Source organism: Ruegeria sp. YKSD163 (assembly GCF_059612905.1).
Window position 1 is genome coordinate 301,029 of record NZ_JBXWRM010000002.1, and the last position, 18,976, is coordinate 320,004.

At 62.9% G+C, this 18,976-nt stretch carries 21 protein-coding genes; 11 read left to right on the forward strand and 10 right to left on the reverse strand.

The window, feature by feature from the left end; genetic code table 11:
• Window positions 1-2: 2 nt before the first annotated feature.
• On the reverse strand, window positions 3-521 hold the full coding sequence (locus tag AC2FNA_RS04260; RefSeq protein ID WP_496824728.1) for a PaaI family thioesterase: 519 nt from the start codon (window positions 519-521) through the stop codon (window positions 3-5).
• 1 nt (window position 522) lies between these two features.
• The gene (locus AC2FNA_RS04265) at window positions 523-942 is read right to left on the reverse strand and encodes a PaaI family thioesterase (protein WP_234138846.1); all 420 of its coding nucleotides are present in this window, start codon (window positions 940-942) and stop codon (window positions 523-525) included.
• A gap of 117 nt (window positions 943-1,059) precedes the next feature.
• On the opposite strand from AC2FNA_RS04265, the gene AC2FNA_RS04270 reads away from it, so the two are divergent.
• The 9 genes from AC2FNA_RS04270 (at window position 1,060) to AC2FNA_RS04310 (ending at window position 9,266) form a co-directional block, all read left to right on the forward strand.
• Complete coding sequence (locus AC2FNA_RS04270; RefSeq protein WP_234138845.1) at window positions 1,060-1,428, forward strand: MerR family transcriptional regulator; 369 nt, start codon at window positions 1,060-1,062, stop codon at window positions 1,426-1,428.
• A 120-nt stretch (window positions 1,429-1,548) separates the two neighbouring features.
• Window positions 1,549-1,743, forward strand: a complete 195-nt coding sequence (locus AC2FNA_RS04275) for a hypothetical protein (protein ID WP_234138844.1) — start codon at window positions 1,549-1,551, stop codon at window positions 1,741-1,743.
• 218 nt (window positions 1,744-1,961) lie between these two features.
• Window positions 1,962-2,363 (forward strand): MerR family transcriptional regulator, encoded by a 402-nt coding sequence (locus AC2FNA_RS04280; protein ID WP_234170547.1) that lies wholly within the window; start codon window positions 1,962-1,964, stop codon window positions 2,361-2,363.
• Window positions 2,364-2,407: 44 nt separating this feature from the next.
• Window positions 2,408-4,189 (forward strand): acyl-CoA dehydrogenase C-terminal domain-containing protein, encoded by a 1,782-nt coding sequence (locus AC2FNA_RS04285; protein WP_496824730.1) that lies wholly within the window; start codon window positions 2,408-2,410, stop codon window positions 4,187-4,189.
• A gap of 52 nt (window positions 4,190-4,241) precedes the next feature.
• Window positions 4,242-4,454 carry a hypothetical protein gene (locus AC2FNA_RS04290; protein ID WP_234143398.1) on the forward strand — a complete coding sequence of 71 codons (213 nt, stop codon included), beginning with the start codon at window positions 4,242-4,244 and terminating at the stop codon, window positions 4,452-4,454.
• A 269-nt stretch (window positions 4,455-4,723) separates the two neighbouring features.
• Entirely contained in the window at window positions 4,724-5,362 is a 639-nt protein-coding gene (locus AC2FNA_RS04295) for a glutathione S-transferase family protein (RefSeq protein ID WP_234138841.1), read from the forward strand.
• A 10-nt stretch (window positions 5,363-5,372) separates the two neighbouring features.
• The gene (locus AC2FNA_RS04300; RefSeq protein WP_496824732.1) at window positions 5,373-6,584 is read left to right on the forward strand and encodes an acetyl-CoA C-acetyltransferase; all 1,212 of its coding nucleotides are present in this window, start codon (window positions 5,373-5,375) and stop codon (window positions 6,582-6,584) included.
• Complete coding sequence (locus tag AC2FNA_RS04305) at window positions 6,584-7,072, forward strand: cupin domain-containing protein (RefSeq protein WP_496824734.1); 489 nt, start codon at window positions 6,584-6,586, stop codon at window positions 7,070-7,072. Before AC2FNA_RS04300 ends, AC2FNA_RS04305 begins: the two co-directional genes overlap by 1 nt.
• Window positions 7,065-9,266 carry a 3-hydroxyacyl-CoA dehydrogenase NAD-binding domain-containing protein gene (locus AC2FNA_RS04310; protein ID WP_496824736.1) on the forward strand — a complete coding sequence of 734 codons (2,202 nt, stop codon included), beginning with the start codon at window positions 7,065-7,067 and terminating at the stop codon, window positions 9,264-9,266. Before AC2FNA_RS04305 ends, AC2FNA_RS04310 begins: the two co-directional genes overlap by 8 nt.
• Window positions 9,267-9,347: 81 nt before the next feature.
• On the opposite strand, the gene AC2FNA_RS04315 is transcribed toward AC2FNA_RS04310, so the two are convergent.
• The 4 genes from AC2FNA_RS04315 to AC2FNA_RS04330 form a co-directional block, all read right to left on the reverse strand.
• Entirely contained in the window at window positions 9,348-9,473 is a 126-nt protein-coding gene (locus tag AC2FNA_RS04315; RefSeq protein ID WP_255700019.1) for a hypothetical protein, read from the reverse strand.
• 725 nt (window positions 9,474-10,198) lie between these two features.
• Window positions 10,199-10,753, reverse strand: coding sequence for an MrcB family domain-containing protein (locus AC2FNA_RS04320; RefSeq protein ID WP_496824738.1), 555 nt, complete (start codon window positions 10,751-10,753; stop codon window positions 10,199-10,201).
• An 8-nt stretch (window positions 10,754-10,761) separates the two neighbouring features.
• On the reverse strand, window positions 10,762-12,720 hold the full coding sequence (gene parE, locus AC2FNA_RS04325) for a DNA topoisomerase IV subunit B (protein ID WP_496825041.1): 1,959 nt from the start codon (window positions 12,718-12,720) through the stop codon (window positions 10,762-10,764).
• Between the two features lie 132 nt (window positions 12,721-12,852).
• Entirely contained in the window at window positions 12,853-13,410 is a 558-nt protein-coding gene (locus AC2FNA_RS04330; protein ID WP_496824740.1) for a hypothetical protein, read from the reverse strand.
• Between the two features lie 147 nt (window positions 13,411-13,557).
• On the opposite strand from AC2FNA_RS04330, the gene AC2FNA_RS04335 reads away from it, so the two are divergent.
• Window positions 13,558-14,166, forward strand: coding sequence for a carboxymuconolactone decarboxylase family protein (locus tag AC2FNA_RS04335; protein WP_496824742.1), 609 nt, complete (start codon window positions 13,558-13,560; stop codon window positions 14,164-14,166).
• Window positions 14,167-14,475: 309 nt separating this feature from the next.
• Entirely contained in the window at window positions 14,476-15,516 is a 1,041-nt protein-coding gene (gene ppk2 / locus AC2FNA_RS04340) for a polyphosphate kinase 2 (RefSeq protein ID WP_496824743.1), read from the forward strand.
• A 27-nt stretch (window positions 15,517-15,543) separates the two neighbouring features.
• Here the strand turns inward: ppk2 and AC2FNA_RS04345 are convergent, their stop codons facing one another.
• From AC2FNA_RS04345 to AC2FNA_RS04360, 4 genes are all read right to left on the reverse strand, one after another.
• Window positions 15,544-16,155 (reverse strand): glutathione S-transferase family protein, encoded by a 612-nt coding sequence (locus AC2FNA_RS04345; protein WP_496824745.1) that lies wholly within the window; start codon window positions 16,153-16,155, stop codon window positions 15,544-15,546.
• The gene (locus tag AC2FNA_RS04350; protein ID WP_496824747.1) at window positions 16,152-17,045 is read right to left on the reverse strand and encodes an alpha/beta fold hydrolase; all 894 of its coding nucleotides are present in this window, start codon (window positions 17,043-17,045) and stop codon (window positions 16,152-16,154) included. The genes AC2FNA_RS04345 and AC2FNA_RS04350 overlap by 4 nt, the downstream gene beginning before the upstream one ends.
• Before the next feature lie 65 nt (window positions 17,046-17,110).
• The gene (locus tag AC2FNA_RS04355; protein ID WP_496824748.1) at window positions 17,111-18,268 is read right to left on the reverse strand and encodes an alpha/beta hydrolase family protein; all 1,158 of its coding nucleotides are present in this window, start codon (window positions 18,266-18,268) and stop codon (window positions 17,111-17,113) included.
• A gap of 3 nt (window positions 18,269-18,271) precedes the next feature.
• Window positions 18,272-18,901, reverse strand: coding sequence for a TIGR02453 family protein (locus AC2FNA_RS04360; protein ID WP_496824750.1), 630 nt, complete (start codon window positions 18,899-18,901; stop codon window positions 18,272-18,274).
• Between the last annotated feature and the right edge of the window lie 75 nt (window positions 18,902-18,976).

Consider the following 18,976-nt stretch of genomic DNA (forward strand, 5'->3'; position numbering starts at 1 on the left):
GCTCAGCTTTCGGGTTTGGGATCCTGCGGCATCAGGAAATGCCCGGTCCCCTGCGCATAGAGCTTGTCGTGGTGGTCCTGCCAGGCCTCGACCCGGACCGAGGCATAGCGCCGCCCGGCCCGGCTGATATAGGCGCGCGCATAGGCGTCGCGCGGCAGGCCCGAGCGCAGGTAGTCGATGGTAAAGTCGATGGTCTTGGGAAAGCGCATATTCTCGTCGGTCAGGATATCCTCGGGCGCCAGGTCACCGCTCTCGATCCGTTCAAACAGATGCGCCCAACTGAGGGTGATGATTGCCGTCACCTCGAGAAAAGCCGCCGTCACCCCGCCATGGATGGCAGGCAGGAACGGGTTGCCGATCAGCTTGTCATCGAAATTCAGCACCCCTGTCAGCTCGTCCCCGCGCCGGTCGAAGGTGATGCCCAGAAAGCGGATATAGGGCACCCCGCTGACAAGTGCGTTCAACGCGGCATCGCGGCGCTGCTTGACCACCTGCATCGGTTCGGGTCGCTTGCGCGTCATCTCAGCGCCCCTCCACGGTAAAGGCTCCCGCCGCGGTGGCGACGGGACGGTCGGTATCGTCATCGGTGGCGACAGCACGAACAAAAGCCACATTGCGCGTGATATGATGGCAGGTGGCGCGAGTGGTGATGGTCTGCCCCGGGGTCGCGGCCCGCATGTAGTCGATCCTGAGGTCGATTGTCGCAGTTCCGCCCGGCGCTGCGGGGTGACTCATGACTGCGGCGCCGCAGCAGGTGTCCAGCATCGCCGACACCGCGCCGCCATGAATGACGCCGGTACGCGGATCGCCCACCAGATCGGGGTTGTAGGGCATGGAAATCTCGGCCTCGCCCTGACCGATATGGGTCAACTCCAGCCCCAGCGCCTTGGCATGGGGTATCGCCTGGATGAATTGCCGGGCCAGTTTCACCTTGTCTGTCATGCGCTTGCGATCCCGCCTTAGTTCCGCTCCTTTATGAGCAGGCCGCGACACAAAGGGCAAGCCCGGCAGTTGCGCTGGAAATCGCAAGCCCCTAGGTTGCGGGCAAGGAGATTGGACATGCCCGAGACGCGTTTGTCATTCAAGGAGATGTGCGCCGAGTTCGACGTGACCCCGCGCACGCTCAGATATTACGAGTATATCGAACTCCTCCAGCCCGACCGCGAGGGGCGTGCCCGCTATTACGGCGCCCGCGAACGGGCGCGGATGAAGCTGATCATGCGCGGCCGACGCTTTGGATTTGCGCTGGAAGAAATCCGTCAGTGGCTGCTGATCTACGAAGACGAAGGCAACCAGGCGCAGATGACCGCCTTTGTCGAAATGGCCGACCGCCAGATGAACGAATTGCGCCTGCAACAGCAGCAACTGGAAGAAGCCATGAGCGAGTTGCAGCAGCTGCGCGAACAAACCGCCAAAGGCATCAAGTAAACCGCTCCTTGCCGAAAACGTGATCCGGGCGCGCGCGCCGTTGGGTTGCCTTTGATCCCTGCCTGGCGCAGGCTGGTCTCTGCCCTGCACCTGCCGGCGGGGCCTGAGCGGGAGGATCAGATGCCGAACCCTGCACTCCTTGTGACCCTGATGATCGCGGCCATTGCACTGGCGGCCTGTGATCCCGGTCCAACCGGCTACGGCACCGCGCCTGCCGGCGTCGATCAGGCGCAATGGGACCGCGAGATCGCCGCCCGCCGTCAGGCGCGCAGCGACTTCTACCGCGGGCCACGCGGCGGTGCCACCGGACGCTGATTCCGCATCTTTACCGCCCGTTCCGGCCGCGAAACGCAGCTCGGACGCGGCTTCCGCTGGGTAAGGAAATGTCGTCAAACGCGCCTTCCGCGACTTGATCTTACGTCAGCAAAAAAGTGACGTGACGTTCAGCTTACGTCAACGTCAACTGAATGTTGTAAACGGCGGGCAAGCTGATCACCTCTCTGCCATGACGCCAGCGACGAGAGATTGAGAGAATGACCGAAGACCTGATGACCATCCGCGAAATGTGCGACGCCTATGACGTGACGCCGCGCACGTTGCGGTTCTACGAATCCAAGGAGCTTCTGTTCCCGGTCCGGGAAGGTCAGAAGCGCCTGTTCACCAAACGTGACCGCGCCCGGCTCAAGCTGATCCTGCGTGGCAAACGGTTCGGCTTCAGCCTTGAGCAGATCCGCCAGCTGCTGGATCTCTATCACGTGGGCGATCAGCAGCACATGCAGCTGAACCGCACCTACGAGATCGCGCACGAGCGGCTTGCAGATATGGAAGCCCAGCGCGACGAGCTGACCCAGGCCATCGACGACCTGCGCGAACAGCTGCGCTGGGGCGAGAAGGTGCTTGCCTCGATGAAAGACACCAAGAAGGCGGCCGAATAAGCCGCCTGATCCGACACCAGACCCACGACTTCAGGGAGCCACCCATGCCCATCTATACCGCCCCCACCAAGGACACGCAGTTCATCCTGCACGACGTTCTCAAGGTCTCGCAATCCGACACCCCCGGCTATGCCGAACTGGACGCCGATTTCACCGGCGCCGTGCTGGAAGAGGCCGGCAAGATCGCGACCAACGTGCTGCACCCGCTCAACATCGTGGGCGATACCGAGGGCTGCCGGCTGGAAAACGGCGTGGTCTATACCCCGACCGGCTTCAAGGAGGCCTTTGAACAGGTCAAGGAAGGCGGCTGGACCGGGCTGGACATGCCCGAGCAATATGGCGGCCAGAACATGCCCCAGGTGATCGGCACCGCCGTGGGCGAGATGTTCTCGGCCTCCAATCAGGCCTTCACCATGTATCAGGGCCTGACCCATGGCGCCGCCTCGGCCATCCTGGCCCATGGCACCGACGCGCAGAAGGACACCTATCTGCCCAAGATGGTGTCCTGCGAATGGACCGGCACCATGAACCTGACCGAGCCCCATTGCGGCACCGATCTGGGCATGATGCGCACCAAGGCCGAGCCGCAAGGCGACGGCTCCTACAAGATCACCGGCCAGAAGATCTTCATCTCGTCGGGCGATCACGACATGGCCGACAACATCGTGCACCTGGTGCTGGCCAAGATCACCGGCGGCCCCGAGGGCATCAAGGGCGTGTCGCTGTTCATTGTCCCCAAGTTCATGGTGAACGAGGATGGCACGCTTGGCGCCCGCAACGCGGTCTCGGTCGGCAAGATCGAGGAAAAGATGGGCATCCACGGCAACTCGACCTGCGTGATGAACTATGACGGCGCCACCGGCTATCTGCTGGGCGAGGAACACAAGGGCATGCGCGCCATGTTCACCATGATGAACGAGGCCCGGCTGGGTGTCGGCATGCAGGGCCTGGCCCAGGCCGACGCCGCGTACCAGAACGCGCTGGAATATGCCAAGGACCGGCTTCAGGGCCGCGACGTGACCGGGGTCAAGAACCCCGAGGGCCCGGCCGACCCGCTGATCGTGCACCCCGACATCCGTCGCAACCTGATGGATCAGAAGAGCTTCACCGAGGGCGCCCGCGCCTTCCTGCTGTGGGGCGCAACCCTGATCGACGCCGCCCACCGCGCCGGCGACAAGGATGCGGACGGGCTGGTCTCGCTGCTGACCCCGGTGATCAAGGGTTTCCTGTCCGATCAGGGCTATGACATGACCGTGCAGGCCCAGCAGGTCTATGGCGGCCATGGCTACATCGAGGAATGGGGCATGTCGCAATACACCCGCGACGCCCGTATCGCGATGATCTACGAAGGCGCCAATGGCGTGCAGGCGCTGGATCTGGTGGGCCGCAAGCTGGCCCAGGACGGTGGCAAGCACGTGATGGCCTTCTTCGAGCTGGTCAAGAGCTTCTGCAAGCAAAACGCCGGTCAGGACGAGGCCTATGACAAGGCGTTCATCGAACCGCTGAAAGCGGCGTCCAAGGATCTTCAGGCCGCTGGCATGTACTTCATGCAGAACGGCATGAAGAACCCCAACAACGCGCTGTCGGGCTCCTATGACTTCATGCACATGTTCGGCCACGTCTGCCTGGGCCTGATGTGGGCGCAGATGGCCAAGGCCGCCCGTGCCGCGCTGGCTGGCGGCGCCTCGGACACCGCTTTCTATGAGACGAAGATCGCGACCGGGCGTTACTACATGGCCCGCCGCCTGCCCGCCACCGCCATGCACCTGACCCGCATCCAGACCGGCGCCGAAACGGTCATGGCCCTGGACGCGGCGAACTTCTAAGCTGCCGGGTGGGCAGCGATGCCCACCCACCCCAGCCCGACAGGAGAGCCCGATGCCGAAACGTTTCCGCCTGACCCGCCGCTTCCCGGTTGCGATGACCGAAGACGGCTATCGCCGCCTCAAGAGCTTCTCGCGCGAGGCCGGTCTGGACGAAGGCGAGGCGTTGTCCTTTCTGTTCGAGAATTTCAACAGCGTGATCAACGAGGAGAATCTGACCCACCGGCTGCGCCTGTTCAACGCCGAGCTCGACGACCGCAAGCGGTAAAAGGCGCCTTCGGCGAGAGTATTTGCAGCGGAATGAAGAACATGCGTGTCCACCCCGCCCTCCGGCCCGACCGCCAGGCGGAACGCAGGCGGGACGGCGGGGCTTCACTCCGCGCGGTCATCGGCTCTCCAGCCTGTACCGCAGCCAAAAACAGACCAGATTAACCTTAATGCCCGGTAAAGAGGCCCGCGCTTCATTTCGCCGGAAATACTCCACGGGGGTGCGGGGGTGTGAAACCCCCGCCGCGACATTGGCCAAGGGAGGCGACGATGACGATCAAACTCTACTGCTTCGGAGAAAGCGGCAATTCCTACAAGGCGGCGCTGGCGCTGCAACTCTCGGGTCTGGACTGGGAACCGGTCTTTGTCGACTTCTTCGGAGGTGAGACCCGAACGCCCGAGTATCGCGCCAATATCAACGCGCTGGGCGAGGCGCCGGTGCTGGTCGATGGCGATTTCAAGACCGGGCAATCTGGCGCGATCCAGGCCTATGTGACCGAGGCATCCGGCAAGTTCGGCGGCAAGACCCGTGAAGAGAATTACGAGATCCTGCGCTGGGTGCTGTGGGACAACCACAAACTCAGCTCGATGGCCGGGCTGACCCGTTTCCTGATGAACTTCCTGCCAGAGGACAAACGCCCGCAAGAGGTGATCGCGTTCAACCAGGGCCGGCTCAAGGCCGCCTATGCCACGCTGAACGCCCATCTGGAGGGCCGCGACTGGATCGTGGGCGATGGCCCCACCAATGCCGATCTCAGCTGCTGCGGCTATCTCTATTATCCCGAACCTTTCGGCTTTGACCGCGCCGACTGGCCCCATATCGACGCCTGGCTGGACCGCATCGCCGCCCTGCCCGGCTGGAAACACCCCTATGACCTGATGCCCGGCAACCCGTCGGATCGCGCTTGAGGAGACCAAGATGACCGAAGCTTATATCTATGACGCCGTGCGCACCCCGCGCGGCAAGGGCCGCAAAGACGGCAGCCTGCACGAGGTGACCTCGGTGCGCCTCAGCGCGCTGACGCTGAACGCGCTGAAAGAGCGCAACAATCTCGAAGGTCACGCGGTCGAGGACGTGATCTGGGGCAACGTGACCCAGGTGATGGAACAGGGCGGCTGCCTGGCGCGGACCGCGGTGCTGGCCTCGGATCTCGACCAGTCGATCCCGGGCCTTGCCATCAATCGGTTCTGTGCCAGCGGCATGGAGGCGGTGAACCTGGCCGCCAACCAGGTCAAGGGTGGCGCGGGCGATGCCTATATCGCCGGCGGGGTCGAGATGATGGGCCGCGTGGCCATGGGCAGCGACGGCGCCGCCATCGCCGTCGATCCCAGCATCGCGATGGAGACCTATTTCGTGCCGCAGGGTATCTCGGCGGATATCATCGCCACCGAATACGGCTTCACCCGCGACCAGGCCGACGCGCTGGCGATGGAAAGCCAGCGCCGCGCCAAGGAGGCCTGGGACGAGGGCCGCTTTTCCAAATCGGTCATCACCGTGCGCGACCAGAACGGGCTGACCATCCTGGATCATGACGAATACATGCGTCCGGGCACCGACATGCAGTCGCTGGGCGGCCTCAACCCCGCCTTCCAGATGATGGGCGAGCAGATGCCCGGCTTCGACAAGATCGCGATGCTGAAATATCCGCATCTGGAGCGGATCAACCATATCCACCATGCGGGCAATTCCTCGGGCATCGTGGATGGGGCCGCCGGCGTGCTGATCGGCAGCAAGGAATTCGGCGAGAAATACGGGCTGAAGCCGCGCGCGCGCATCAAGGCCACCGCCAAGATCGGCACCGATCCGACCATCATGCTGACCGGCCCGGTGCCGGTGACCGAGAAGATCCTGGCGGACAACGGCATGAAGATCGGCGATCTCGACCTGTTCGAGGTGAACGAGGCCTTTGCCTCGGTCGTCCTGCGCTTCCAGCAGGCGTTCGATGTCGACCCGGCGCTGGTCAACGTCAACGGCGGCTCGATTGCCATGGGTCACCCGCTGGGCGCCACCGGCGCGATCATCATCGGCACCCTGCTCGACGAGCTGGAGCGTCGTGACCTGGAAACCGGTCTGGCAACGCTCTGCATCGCGTCCGGCATGGGCGCGGCCACGATCATCGAGCGCGTGTGATGCCGAAACTGGACCTCGACAGTATCGAACGGCGTATCGGCTCGGTCTATCCGGGTCGGCTGAACGCGGCCATGGATGGCCGATCCAGCCTGCGCCTGGGCGATGCCGGCGGGCTGAGCCAGTTCGGTGTCAACCTCGTGCGGCTGGAACCCGGGGCGATGTCGTCGCTGCGCCATTACCACATGGAGCAGGACGAGTTCGTCATGGTGACCGAGGGTGCGCTGGTTCTGGTCGACGATCAGGACGAGCATCCGATGGTCCCGGGCGACTGCGCCGCCTTTCCCGCTGGCGACCCGAACGGGCACCAGTTCGTCAATCGCACCGATGCGCCCGCCACCTTCCTGGTGGTGGGCACGCGGACCCCGACCGAGACCGCTTATTACAGCGATATGGACATGATGGTGAAACAGGATGCCTCGGGCTTCGCTTTCACCCGCAAGGATGGCAGCCCGCTGACGGCTGACCAGATCGGAGACGACAATGAGTGATTTTACGCTGACCAAGGACGCCGACGGCGTCGCCTTCATCACCTGGGACGCCCAAGGCAAGTCGATGAACGTGATGACCCGCGAGGCCTTTGAACTGGTCGACAGCCTGGTCGATCAGGCGCTGGCCGATGACGAGGTCAAGGGCATCGTCATCACCAGCGGCAAGTCCGACTTTGCCGGTGGCATGGACCTGAACACGCTGGCCGTGATCCGCGAGGAAGCGGGCGAAAACCCGGCGCAGGGCCTGTTTGACTTTGTCATGGGCGGCCACCGCATCATGCGCAAGCTGGAACTGGCGGGCATGGACCCCAAGACCAAGAAGGGCGGCAAGCCGGTGGCCTGCGCCATCAACGGCACCTGCGCCGGGATCGGCACCGAGATCGCGCTGGCCTGTCATCACCGGGTGATGACCAGCAACCCCAAGGCCAAGATCGGCCTGCCCGAGATCCTGCTGGGCATCTTCCCCGGCGGCGGCGGCACCATCCGCTATTCCCGCATGGTGGGCGCCATGGCGGCGGCCCCGGTCCTCTTGGAAGGCAAGATGATGGATCCGGCCAAGGCCAAGGGCGCGCAGATGGTCGATGCCCTGTCTGACGACCCGGTTGCCGCGGCCAAGGAATGGGTGCTGAACGCCAAGGATGCCGACCTGGTGAAACCCTGGGACGCCAAGGGCTACAAGATGCCCGGCGGCGCCCCCTATCATCCGGCAGGTTTCATGACCTTTGTCGGCGCCTCGGCCATGGTCAACGGCAAGACCCAGGGCGCCTTCCCTGCCCCCAAGGCACTGCTGAGCGCCATCTACGAGGGCGCGTTGGTCGATTTCGACACCGCACTCAGGATCGAGGCGCGCTGGTTCACCCATGTGCTGATGAACCCCTCCTCCTCGGCCATGATCCGCAGCCTCTTCATCAACAAGCAGGCGCTGGAAAAAGGCGCCGTGCGGCCCAAGGACATCCCCGACCAGCGCGTGAAAAAGCTGGGCGTGCTGGGCGCGGGCATGATGGGCGCGGGCATCGCGCTGGTCAGCGCGCAGGCGGGCATGGAGGTCGTGCTGATCGACCGTGACCAGGCTGCCGCCGACAAGGGCAAGGCCTATACCGAAGCTTACCTCGACAAGGGGATGAAGCGCGGCAAGGTTACCGCCGAAAAGAAAGAGGCGATGCTGGGCCTGATCACCGCCACCCCGGATCTGGACGCGCTGAAAGGCTGTGACCTGATCATCGAGGCGGTGTTCGAGGATCCGGGTGTAAAGGCCGAGATGACCAAGAAGGTCGAGGCGATCATCCCCGAGGAGTGCATCTTTGCCTCCAACACCTCGACCCTGCCGATCACCGGTCTGGCCAAGGCAAGCGTTCGCCCCGAGCAGTTCATCGGCATCCACTTCTTCTCGCCGGTCGAAAAGATGCTGCTGGTCGAGATCATCAAGGGCAAGGAAACCGGACCGCGCGCGGTGGCCAAGGCACTGGATTACGTGCGCCAGATCAAGAAGACCCCGATCGTGGTCAATGATGCGCGCTTCTTCTACTGCAACCGCTGCATCATCCCTTATGTCAACGAAGGCGCGCGGATGATCACCGAAGGCGTGTCGCCGGTGCTGATCGACAATGCGGCGCGGCAGCTGGGTTTCCCGGTGGGTCCGATCCAGCTGACCGACGAGACGTCGATCGATCTCGGCGCCAAGATCGCGCGCGCAACCAAGGCGGCAATGGGCGATGCCTATCCCGAAAGCCCGGCGGATGACCTGATCTTCTGGATGGAAGAGTTGGGGCGGATGGGCCGCAAGGCCAACGCGGGCTTCTTCGACTATGACGACAAGGGCAAGCGCACCGGCTATTGGAAAGGCCTCCAGGACAAATACCCGCTGGCCGAGGAACAGCCCGACCTGATCGAGGTGCAGGAACGCCTGATGTTCGCCCAGGTGCTGGAAGCGGTCCGCGCGCTGGAGGAAGGCGTGCTGGAAGACATCCGCGAAGGCGACGTGGGCGCCATCCTGGCCTGGGGCTTTGCCCCCTGGTCGGGCGGCCCGCTGAGCTGGATCGACATCATCGGCACGCCCTATGCGGCGGACCGCTGCGACCAGCTGGCGGCGAAATACGGCGAGCGCTTCGCCTGCCCGCCGCTGCTGCGCGAAATGGCCGACAAGGGCCAGAGCTTCTATGGCCGCTTCGACCCCGAGGCGAAATCGGCCGCCTGACGCCCCCTGTCACGACAAAACGAAACGGCGCCCCTGCAAGGGGGCGCCGTTTGCGTTTGGGGGCGGGCCGGAAACGGGAGCTTACTTGCCCTTGGCGCGGGGGGCGACGGGGGCGGGTTTCGCCAGTCCGGCGGTGGCCAGGACCTTGGGCTTTTCCTTCTTGGGCTTCTTGGCCTCGCGGTTGCCGCGATTCTTTTCCTTGGACATGGGTTTTCTCCTGACGGGTCCGGCGGGCAACATGCCGGCCGGGTGGGGTCGTGTGGTCGTTGCTCTGAGTGTCAGGGTTGCCTGACCCGAGGGGATCAGGGCGATGAGACTTTCGACGCAGCAGGGGCGCGGGGCCTTGCGGTCAACCGCCGCCTGCATGGGGGAATCTATGCTTGGGTTTGGGGTGCCGCAAGAGGGGTAAAGGGGGATGGGGGTGGTATTTTTGTGGGGATGTGCGGGCGGTGGGCAGGGAGCGGTGGGCAGGACTGCCCACCCTACTTGAAACGTTCTCCAATTTAGAAAAATACTTCGGATCAGTTTCTTCTTAATATCCGAAAGCGTATCGATTCTCTTAGTGCATTCAGGTCCGAAACATCAAGTTGACAGTGTATAACTCGATGGCAAGTCGGGCAAAGGACCAAGAAATCTTCTGGGATTTTATAACGCCGACTTTCACCTTCTGCCAACTCCCTAATTGGTTTGCAGTGATGCACTTCAAGCGGTGTGTTTTTGAGTGGCCCCTTGTAACTATAGTGTTCAATTGGGTCTAGACCGCAACCTTCGCAAATGACACCTCGACGTTCCAAAACAGGGACACGTACGTTTCCTGCCCTTTCAATGCGCCTAGAAAGTACATAGGATCTTGTTTCTTGAATGTCAGTTGTTCCGGATTCCTCCATCATTGCGTCAATAGGGGTCCGTCCTCCACGGTCGACCAAGGCTTTTTAGGCGGAAAGCATTGTTTCGAAATCACGATAGAAAAGGTTTGGGTCAATATGACCTGCTAGATAGCGGCGTCCAAATGCATGGCCGGCTTCGTATCCGGCTGGAAGCTTGTCGACTGATCCTAAATCAATGCCATCCAATTCGAACTTCTTGGCGTACTCTGGAACTCTTTCCGCCAAATCAACCGCTCTTCGCTTTAGGATTTCACGCCCTTTTTCGTTTTCTCCGAACTCTCGGTATACTTCAGTAGTACCTTGATTTAGAGATAAGAATATTTCTTCGGTTTGCGCGTTAATTAAATAGACGACATAAAATCCAGTTGTCGCGGAGTTAGTAATCAAAGGATCAAAAAAAGCCAACCATGGAACTGAAGCCCAGTTTCCACTTCCAACACTTGATTTAACCTTCAAATCATAAGGGAGAAAAATGAGCCTTTTCTTGGCTTCTAGTGCGAGATCATGTCTTACATAGTTTCCGAACTCGCTTCCTGCAAAGTGCTTTCCTCTTTCAAACACATACTCACGGGCGAGTCGTGACAGCATCTCGTGAAGCATGACGCCTCCTAAACATCCAACTCCTCCACGAACCGCGCGTTCTCCTGGATGTACTGGAACCGCAATTCGGGTTTCTTGCCCATCAGCCGTTCCACCAGATCGCCGGTCTCGCCGGGTTCGTCCTCGTCGATCGTCACCCGGATCAGCTTGCGGGTCTCGGGGTTCATGGTGGTGTCCTTCAGGTCCTTGGCGTCCATTTCGCCCAGGCCCTTGAACCGGCTCACGTCGATCTTGCCCTTGCCGCCCAGACCCTTGGCCAGCCACTCATCGCGCTCGGCCTCGTCGAGGCAATAGACCCGCTTGGCGCCTTGGGTCAGGCGATAGAGCGGCGGGCAGGCCAGGTACAGGTGCCCGGTGTCGATCATCGGGCGCATCTGGGTAAAGAAGAAGGTCATCAGCAGCGAGGCGATATGGGCGCCGTCGACATCGGCGTCGGTCATGATGATGATCTTGTCATAGCGCAGGTCATCGACGTTGAACCGCGTGCCAAGCCCGACTCCAAGCGCCTGGGTCAGGTCGCTGATTTCCTGGTTGGAGCCGAGTTTCGACGACGCCGCGCCCAGCACGTTCAGGATCTTGCCCCTGAGCGGCAGGAGCGCCTGGGTCTTGCGGTCGCGCGCCATCTTGGCCGAGCCGCCGGCGCTGTCGCCTTCGACGATGAACAGTTCCGTGCCCTCGCGCGCGGTGGCCGAGCAATCGACCAGCTTGCCGGGCAGGCGGAGCTTCTTGGTGGCGGATTTGCGCTGGGTTTCCTTTTCCTGACGGCGGCGGATGCGCTCCTCGGCCCGCAGCACGAGGAAGTCGAGGATGGCGCCCGCGGATTTGGTATCGGCGGCCAGCCAGTTGTCGAAATGGTCGCGCACGGCACCTTCGACCAGGCGCTGCGCCTCGACGGTGGCAAGGCGGTCCTTGGTCTGGCCCACGAATTCCGGCTCGCGGATGAAACACGAGACCAGCGCGCAGCCGCCCGTCAGCAGATCCTCGCGGGTGATCTGGGCGGCCTTCTTGTTGTTGATCAGCTCGCCATAGGCGCGGATGCCCTTGAGGACGGCAGACCAGAACCCGGCCTCGTGCGTGCCGCCCTCGGGCGTGGGGACGGTGTTACAATAGGACTGGATGAAACCGTCGCGGGACGGGGTCCAGTTGATCGCCCATTCGACCTTGCCGGGCGTGTTGAATTTCTCGGTGAAGTCGACGGTCCCGGCAAAGGGCTGGTCGGCATAGGTGGAGGCGGCGCCCAGCGTCTCCTTGAGGTAGTCGGCGAGGCCGCCGGGGAAGTGAAAGGTGGCTTCGGTGGGCGTTTCGCCGTCGTCGATGGCGGATTTCCAGCGAATCTCGACGCCCGAGAACAGATAGGCCTTGGAGCGGATGGATTTGAACAGGCGCGCGGGCTTGAACCGGTGGTGGCCGAAGATCTCTTCGTCGGCGTGGAAGGTGACGGTGGTGCCGCGCCGGTTGGGGGCAGCGCCGATCTGCTGGATCGGGCCAAGGGGAAGGCCGCGCGAGAAGCGCTGTTCATAAAGTTGCTTGTCGCGGGCCACCTGAACGACCATGGAATCCGACAGCGCGTTGACGACCGAAGCGCCGACGCCGTGCAGGCCGCCCGAGGTCTGATAGGCTTTGCCAGAGAACTTGCCGCCCGCGTGCAGAGTGCAGAGGATGACCTCGAGCGCTGATTTTCCGGGGAATTTCGGGTGCGGGTCGACCGGGATGCCGCGGCCGTTGTCACGCACGGTCAGGGCGTAGTCGGCGTGCAGTTCCACCTCGATCCGGTTGGCGAACCCGGCCACCGCCTCGTCCATCGAGTTGTCGAGGATTTCGGCCACCATGTGATGCAGCGCCCGCTCGTCGGTGCCGCCGATATACATGCCGGGACGTTTGCGAACGGGTTCCAGCCCTTCGAGCACCTCGATCGAGGAGGCGTCGTAGGCGGCGGTGTTGGCTCCGCTGAGAAGATCTTCGGGCATGGGGCTGCTCATGTTGGTCGGCTTTTGATTGGCGACCATTATGGCAGGTGATGTGGTTGGGGGAAAGGGGAACGCGAGGTCTTGTGGAAAACACCGGCCCACGGGGCCGGTGTCGGCAATCACGAGGCGGGATCAGCTCGCCTTGGTCAACTGAATGCGGAAGTTCTCTTCGATCGAGGTGATTTCCTGTCGCCAGATGTCGACCTTCACATCAAGATCGACACCGCCGGTATCCCGGTACTCCTTGCTCCAGGCCGAAGAGCGCCCCTTGTTGAGCAGATCGAGCGTCTTTGGCTTGCCTTCGTTCTCGTAATTCGTGGTGGTGACCTCGGCCGTGTAATAGGGCATCGCGCCATCCCAATAGATCAGGTTGCCGATGACCAGATAGGCGTCGGTCTCGGTTCCCTGATCCCAGAGCTGATAGATGACCGCGCCGAAACAGCCGTCGAGCCCTTTGGACTGCATGCCCCAGACCCGCCCCCACCCCGCCAGCAGGTCGTCGGTGGGTTCCATGAAATTGCCCTGCCAGCGGTAATTGCAGACATGGCGAAGGTCATAGCCGGTTTCGTTGAGAAGTTCGACGACCACCGCTGTCGACGGGGTCTGAAATGCGGCCCAAGCGCGGCTCGCCAATTTGTCGATCTGGTCGATCGCCGTGTTGGCATCAAGCTTGACTTGCCAGTTTCCCATGAGATGCGCCTTTCCTGTTGTGCAGTGGAATGGTGGCTGCAATCACACGCGCTGGCTGTGCGCCAGATCACAACCTGTGGGCTTGTCCCGCCCGCCCCCACAGATGCAAGGTTGTCGGAGAAGAAGCAGATATCCTGGAGCACAAGGATGAGCTGGATCAAAACGGTGCCGTTCGAAGAGGCGACGGGCAAGCTGCGCAGGCTGTATGAGCGGGTGACCGGACCGGGGGGGAATGTGGACAACATCATGATGATCCACTCGCTCAGGCCGCATTCGATGGAAGGGCACATGGCGCTCTACAAGAACGTGCTGCACCATACCGGCAACAAGATCCCCAAATGGTTTCTCGAGGTGCTGGGAGTCTGGGTCAGTGCGCTCAACGGCTGCGCCTATTGCGTTGAACACCACTTTGCGGGGCTTCAGCGGCTGTTGGGTGATCCGGCGCGGAGCGATGCGATACGCGCGGCAATTTCGGCGGGCGCGCCTGAACAAGCGCCGCTTGATGCGCGCGAACGGGCCGCGATGGTCTATGTGCGAAAGCTGACCGAGACACCGGCGCTGATGGTCGAGGACGATTTTACGGCGCTGCGCGCTGTCGGATGGGAGGATGGCGAGATCCTCGAGATCAACCAGGTCTGCGCATACTTCGCCTACGCCAACCGCACGGTGCTGGGACTGGGCTGTTCGACCACGGGCGATGTTCTGGGCCTGTCACCGGGCAATTCGGAGGATCCAGACGACTGGGGCCACCGCTGAGCCAGCGGGAAAGGCAGGTCAGGAACAAGGGGCTCTGCCCGAAAATGTTATTCAGGCGGCTCCGCCAACAATTGTGTTAAAGGGGGCTCTGCCCCCCGGTGCAAAATTCGTGGAATTTTGTCACCTCCCCCCGGAGTATTTGCGGCGGAATGAAGAGGCTGGGCCCGCCTTCGCCGGATGATGTTGCCAGACCTGCAAAAAGCTGACCCGAAATTGTTGCATTTCTTGACACGGATCAACGCGCGCCCCACGCGACACGGGTAGAGTCACGCGCAAATCCGACGGAACGGCAACGAGGAGACAAGGCCCTTGGAGACAGCGAAACTTATCACCCCGCAGAAAGACAGCAAGGCCAATGGGGCGGACGCCTCGGACGCTGTGGTAAAGGTCGTCGAAACGCAGACGCCAGAGGCTGATGCCAAGGCCGAAGCGACCGCCGCAGCCTCGGTCGAGTCGGCGCCAGCGCCAGCGCCGGTTCGCAAGAACCGAATGCCGACACCGGAAACGGTGCGCCACGCGTTTGAAAGCGGCAAATATCCTTACAGGCGCAAGATGTCCCGCCGCCCCTACGAGGCGGAAAAGGCGATGTTGCAGGCCGAGCTCTTGAAGGTTCAGCTTTGGGCGCAAGAGACCGGCGAGCGGTTCGTGCTGCTGTTCGAGGGCCGCGATGCCGCTGGCAAGGGGGGCACCATCAAACGTTTCATGGAGCACCTGAACCCGCGCCAGGCCCGCGTGGTCGCCCTGAACAAGCCCACTTGGGAAGAGAAGGGGCAATGGTATTTCCAGCGTTATGTGCAGGAACTGCCCACGGTGGGGGAAATGGTGTTCTATGACCGCTCCTGGTACAACCGCGCCGGGGTCGAGCGGGTCATGGGTTTCTGTACCCCGAACGAATATCTGGAATTCATGCGCCAGACACCGGATCTGGAAAGGATGCTGGTGCGCTCGGGCATCCGGCTTTACAAATACTGGTTCTCGGTCACGCAAGAGGAACAGCAGCGCCGGTTCAAAAGCCGCGAGACCGATCCGCTGAAACAGTGGAAACTGTCACCGATCGACAAGGCGAGCCTCGACAAGTGGGATGATTATACCGAGGCCAAGGAGGCGATGTTCTTTTACACCGACACCGCTGATGCGCCCTGGACCATCATCAAGTCGAACGACAAGAAACGCGCGCGTCTGAACTGCATGCGGCATTTCCTGTCGACCATCGACTATCCCGGCAAGGACAAGGAAGTGGTGGGCGAGCCCGATCCGCTGATCGTGGGCCGCGCGCATCACGTGATCCACAAGTCCGAGCATATCCTGGGCACTGCCCTGCATCCCGACCAGCGGGCCAAGCAGGACTGATCTCAGTCGCCGCCACCTGCGGGAGCTTTAGTCGCCGCCGCCTGCGGCGAGCGCGCGCTGGAAGGCCGGGCGCGCGGCCATGGTGGCGGCGAATTCGGCGAGCCGGGGAAACTCGGCCGCACGGCCCAGTCGCGCCACCACGCCTGCGGGAAAGCTGAGCAGGATGTCAGCGGCGCTGAGCCCATCCAGCACGAAATGACCCGAGGGGCGCAAGCTGTCCTCCATGAAGCGGAAATGGCTGGTCAGTTCCGACTGGATGCGCGGATGTAGCGGCGCGCCTACTTCGCCCAGCAGCCCAACATAGAGATTGAGCAGGATCGGCGTCATCACCGAGCCTTCGGCGAAATGCATCAGTTCCAGGTGTTCGGCCCAGGCGGGGCTGTCCTGCGGCGGCATCATCTGCGGCGCGTGGCGGGCGCAGAGATAATCGACGATGGCGCCGGATTCAGCCAGCCGGATACCGTCTGCCTCGATCACCGGCGATTTGCCCAGCGGGTGGATGGCGCGCAGTTCGGGCGGGGCGAGGCGGGTCTTGGGATCACGTTCGTATCGCACGACCTTGTAGGGCAGGTCCAGTTCCTCGAGCAGCCAGAGGATGCGCAGCGAGCGGGATTGGGCCAGGTGGTGGACGGTGATCATGGGGCGGTCTCCAGTTGGGGTATCCAGTTCAGTATGGCAGCGGCGACCCGGTCGGGCGCCTGGTGGCACAGCCAGTGGTCGGTGCCGGGGATGGCGATGCGGGTGAGGTCGGGGGCGAATTCTTCAAGCCCCTCGGTCGCTTCGGGCAGGAGCGCGCGGTCGTCCGGCCCCCAGAGCAGCAGATGCGGGCAGCGCACGTGCAGCCGGTCGAGCGGCAGTGCGGGCAGGTCGGTGCGGGGCTGGCCCGGGGCGGCGATCACCAGCGGCGAGGCACGGTACCAGTTGAGCATTGCGTCGAGCCTGCCGGGGCGTGCCCATTCGGCCTTGTAATCCGCCAGCCGCGCGGGATTGAGCCAGTCATGGCCGCCCATGTGGCGGGTGAAGAAATCGGTCAGTGCCTTGTAATCATTGGCGGCGAAGTGTTGCGCTGCCTCGGGCGCGCGCAGGGCGTTCATGTATTGCGAGGCCGCCGATTGCGCGCCGCCTGCCGCCAGCGCCCGCTGGAACGGCACCGGGTGCACGCCGTTGGCGATAATCAGGCGGTCGACCAGCTCGGGGCGGAACATGGCCAGCCCATAGGCCACAGCCGCGCCCCAGTCATGCCCAAGCACGGTGAGCGGCGCGCCGAGGGTTTCGGCCAGCGCGGCCATGTCCGCGACGAGATGGGATGTGGCGTAGTGCTTGACGCCCTCGGGCGCCCAGCTCTGGCCATAGCCCCGCTGATCGGGGGCGATGCAATGGAAGCGCTGGGCCAGATATGGGGCGAGGTCGCCCCAGGCGCCGCCATATTCGGGAAAGCCGTGCAGCATCAGGAGCGGCGGCAGCGCGGGATCGCCCCAGCGGCGGAGAAAGAAGCCTTGTCCGTTGAGCGTTACGGTTTCGGTCTGCATGGCGCGCTCCGGGATCTGATCGCCCCAGTCAAGCAGGTTGCGAGCCTGCGGGAAAGGTGTGGCGTTCAGTGACCTTTCGTCAGCGTCTCGAATGTGAGGGCGCGGGCAGAGGTGGGGGCGAACCCGGTAAAGCTGTCGTCAAGGTAGCGATGCATGATCTTGTCGCCCTTCAGATGCAGCGACAGGAAGGCGGTGGCGAAATGCTGTGCGATGTTGTTCATGCGCACCGTGTCCCAGACAGGATCGGCGTAATGTTCGAACGGGACGAAGTCGAGCGCGGGGGATGCGGCCCAGCTCTCGGCCGGGGCGGGGATGGGAGCGGCGGCATTGTGGCTGGCCCCCTGAAACGTGAGCAGGTGGCGGGTGGTGCCGGTGGTCTGCTCGAAGATACCGCGCATGGCGGCATAGTCCGAGACCTCGTCAAGGTTGCCCGCCATGATCATCAGCGGTTTGTCCAGTTGGGCAAGGCCGGGAGTGTCCCAGATGCCCCTCTGATTGCCCCATGGGCCGATTGCTATGGCAGCACGCACACGCGGGTCGATCAGGGCCGCGTGGGTTTCGGAGCCTGAAACGTGGCGGGACAGCAGCCCGGCGGGCGGTGCAAAATCGGCGGTGGGGGCGGTGCGGCTGACACCGGCCCCACCAAAGACCAGCGCGCCGTAGCCGCCCATGGAATAGCCTATGATGCCGGTATGCCCGGTATCGGCCTGCGGCACGGATGCGTCGACATGGTCGATCACGGCGCGCTGGTCGAGCGGGCGGTGATAGAGCGTGGCACCAAAAGCCCCCTGGTCGGCATAGGTGCTGTCAGCGTGATCGGGGGCGGCAGCGATGAACCCGCGCGAGGCAAGCGTTTCTCCCAGATGCGACATCAGAAACCGGTTTCCCGGATAGCCATGCGAGATCACCACCAGCGGGAAGCGGCCCGGCGTCGGGGCGGCATCACGGGCAGCACGGCCAAGGAGGCGGGTGGCGGTCTGCCCGTCGCGGATCAGCGTATCATAATGGCCTCCCGGTGAAGTGTCGGGCGCGGCAGGGTACCAGAGCTCGACCGTCATGGGCCGGTCGTAGATGGGCTGGTTGCCTTCAGTGGCGCGGGCCACGTCGATCCGGCCCGGAATGTCGAATTGCAAGGTCCGCACGCCAACGGGAAAAGGGCCATACCCGGCCTGTTCCGGGGCGTCGGGGCGGACGGTGTCTATGCGGTTGGGGATATGGGACATGGGTCAGTCTGCCAAAAGGGCGGAGAGCGCCGCCTGAAGGGGTTTGAGCCGGTCGAAATCGCTGGCCAAGTGCGCCAGAACGTCTGTCAGACCGGTATCATAATCGAACCAGAGCGTCAGCGACTTGCGGCGAGCCAGATCGGCGAGCGGGTCGCCGGGCGTGATCGGCGCTGCGGGGCGCTTGAACTCGGGCTCGGACAGGCGCGCGCCTTGTCCGCCCAAGGTCTCGATTTGGGTTCGCAGCGCGGGACCGAGGCGGGCCAGGCGCTCGCGATAGCGGGCCAGCGTTTTCGCGTCGAACCCCATCCGCCCACCACCTGCGGTGACATAATCGGGCGAGACGCCAAAGAAGTATTGCGCCCCCTCCGGCGTGATCCAGAGCAGGTGCAGATGCGTGTTGTAGGGCGTCTTGTCCTTGGAAAACCGTACATCGCGCTGCGGTCGGAACAATTTGGTGGCGGTGCCCGGCCCCAGCCGCGCAGCCAGTTGATCCAACAACATCTCTGCGGGGCGTTTCAATTCGGCCTCATAACGCGGCTTTTGCGCCGCGAACCAGTCGCGGCTGTTATTGGCCGCAAGCTCTGCCAGAAAGGCCCGCGCCTCGGGGATCAGTTGATCGAACGGGTCTGACATCTCTCCCCCCCTTTGGCCAGGAACCCGGTCAGGCTATCAGTCCGAGGCAATGGTGCAACGGCGAATATGGTGCTT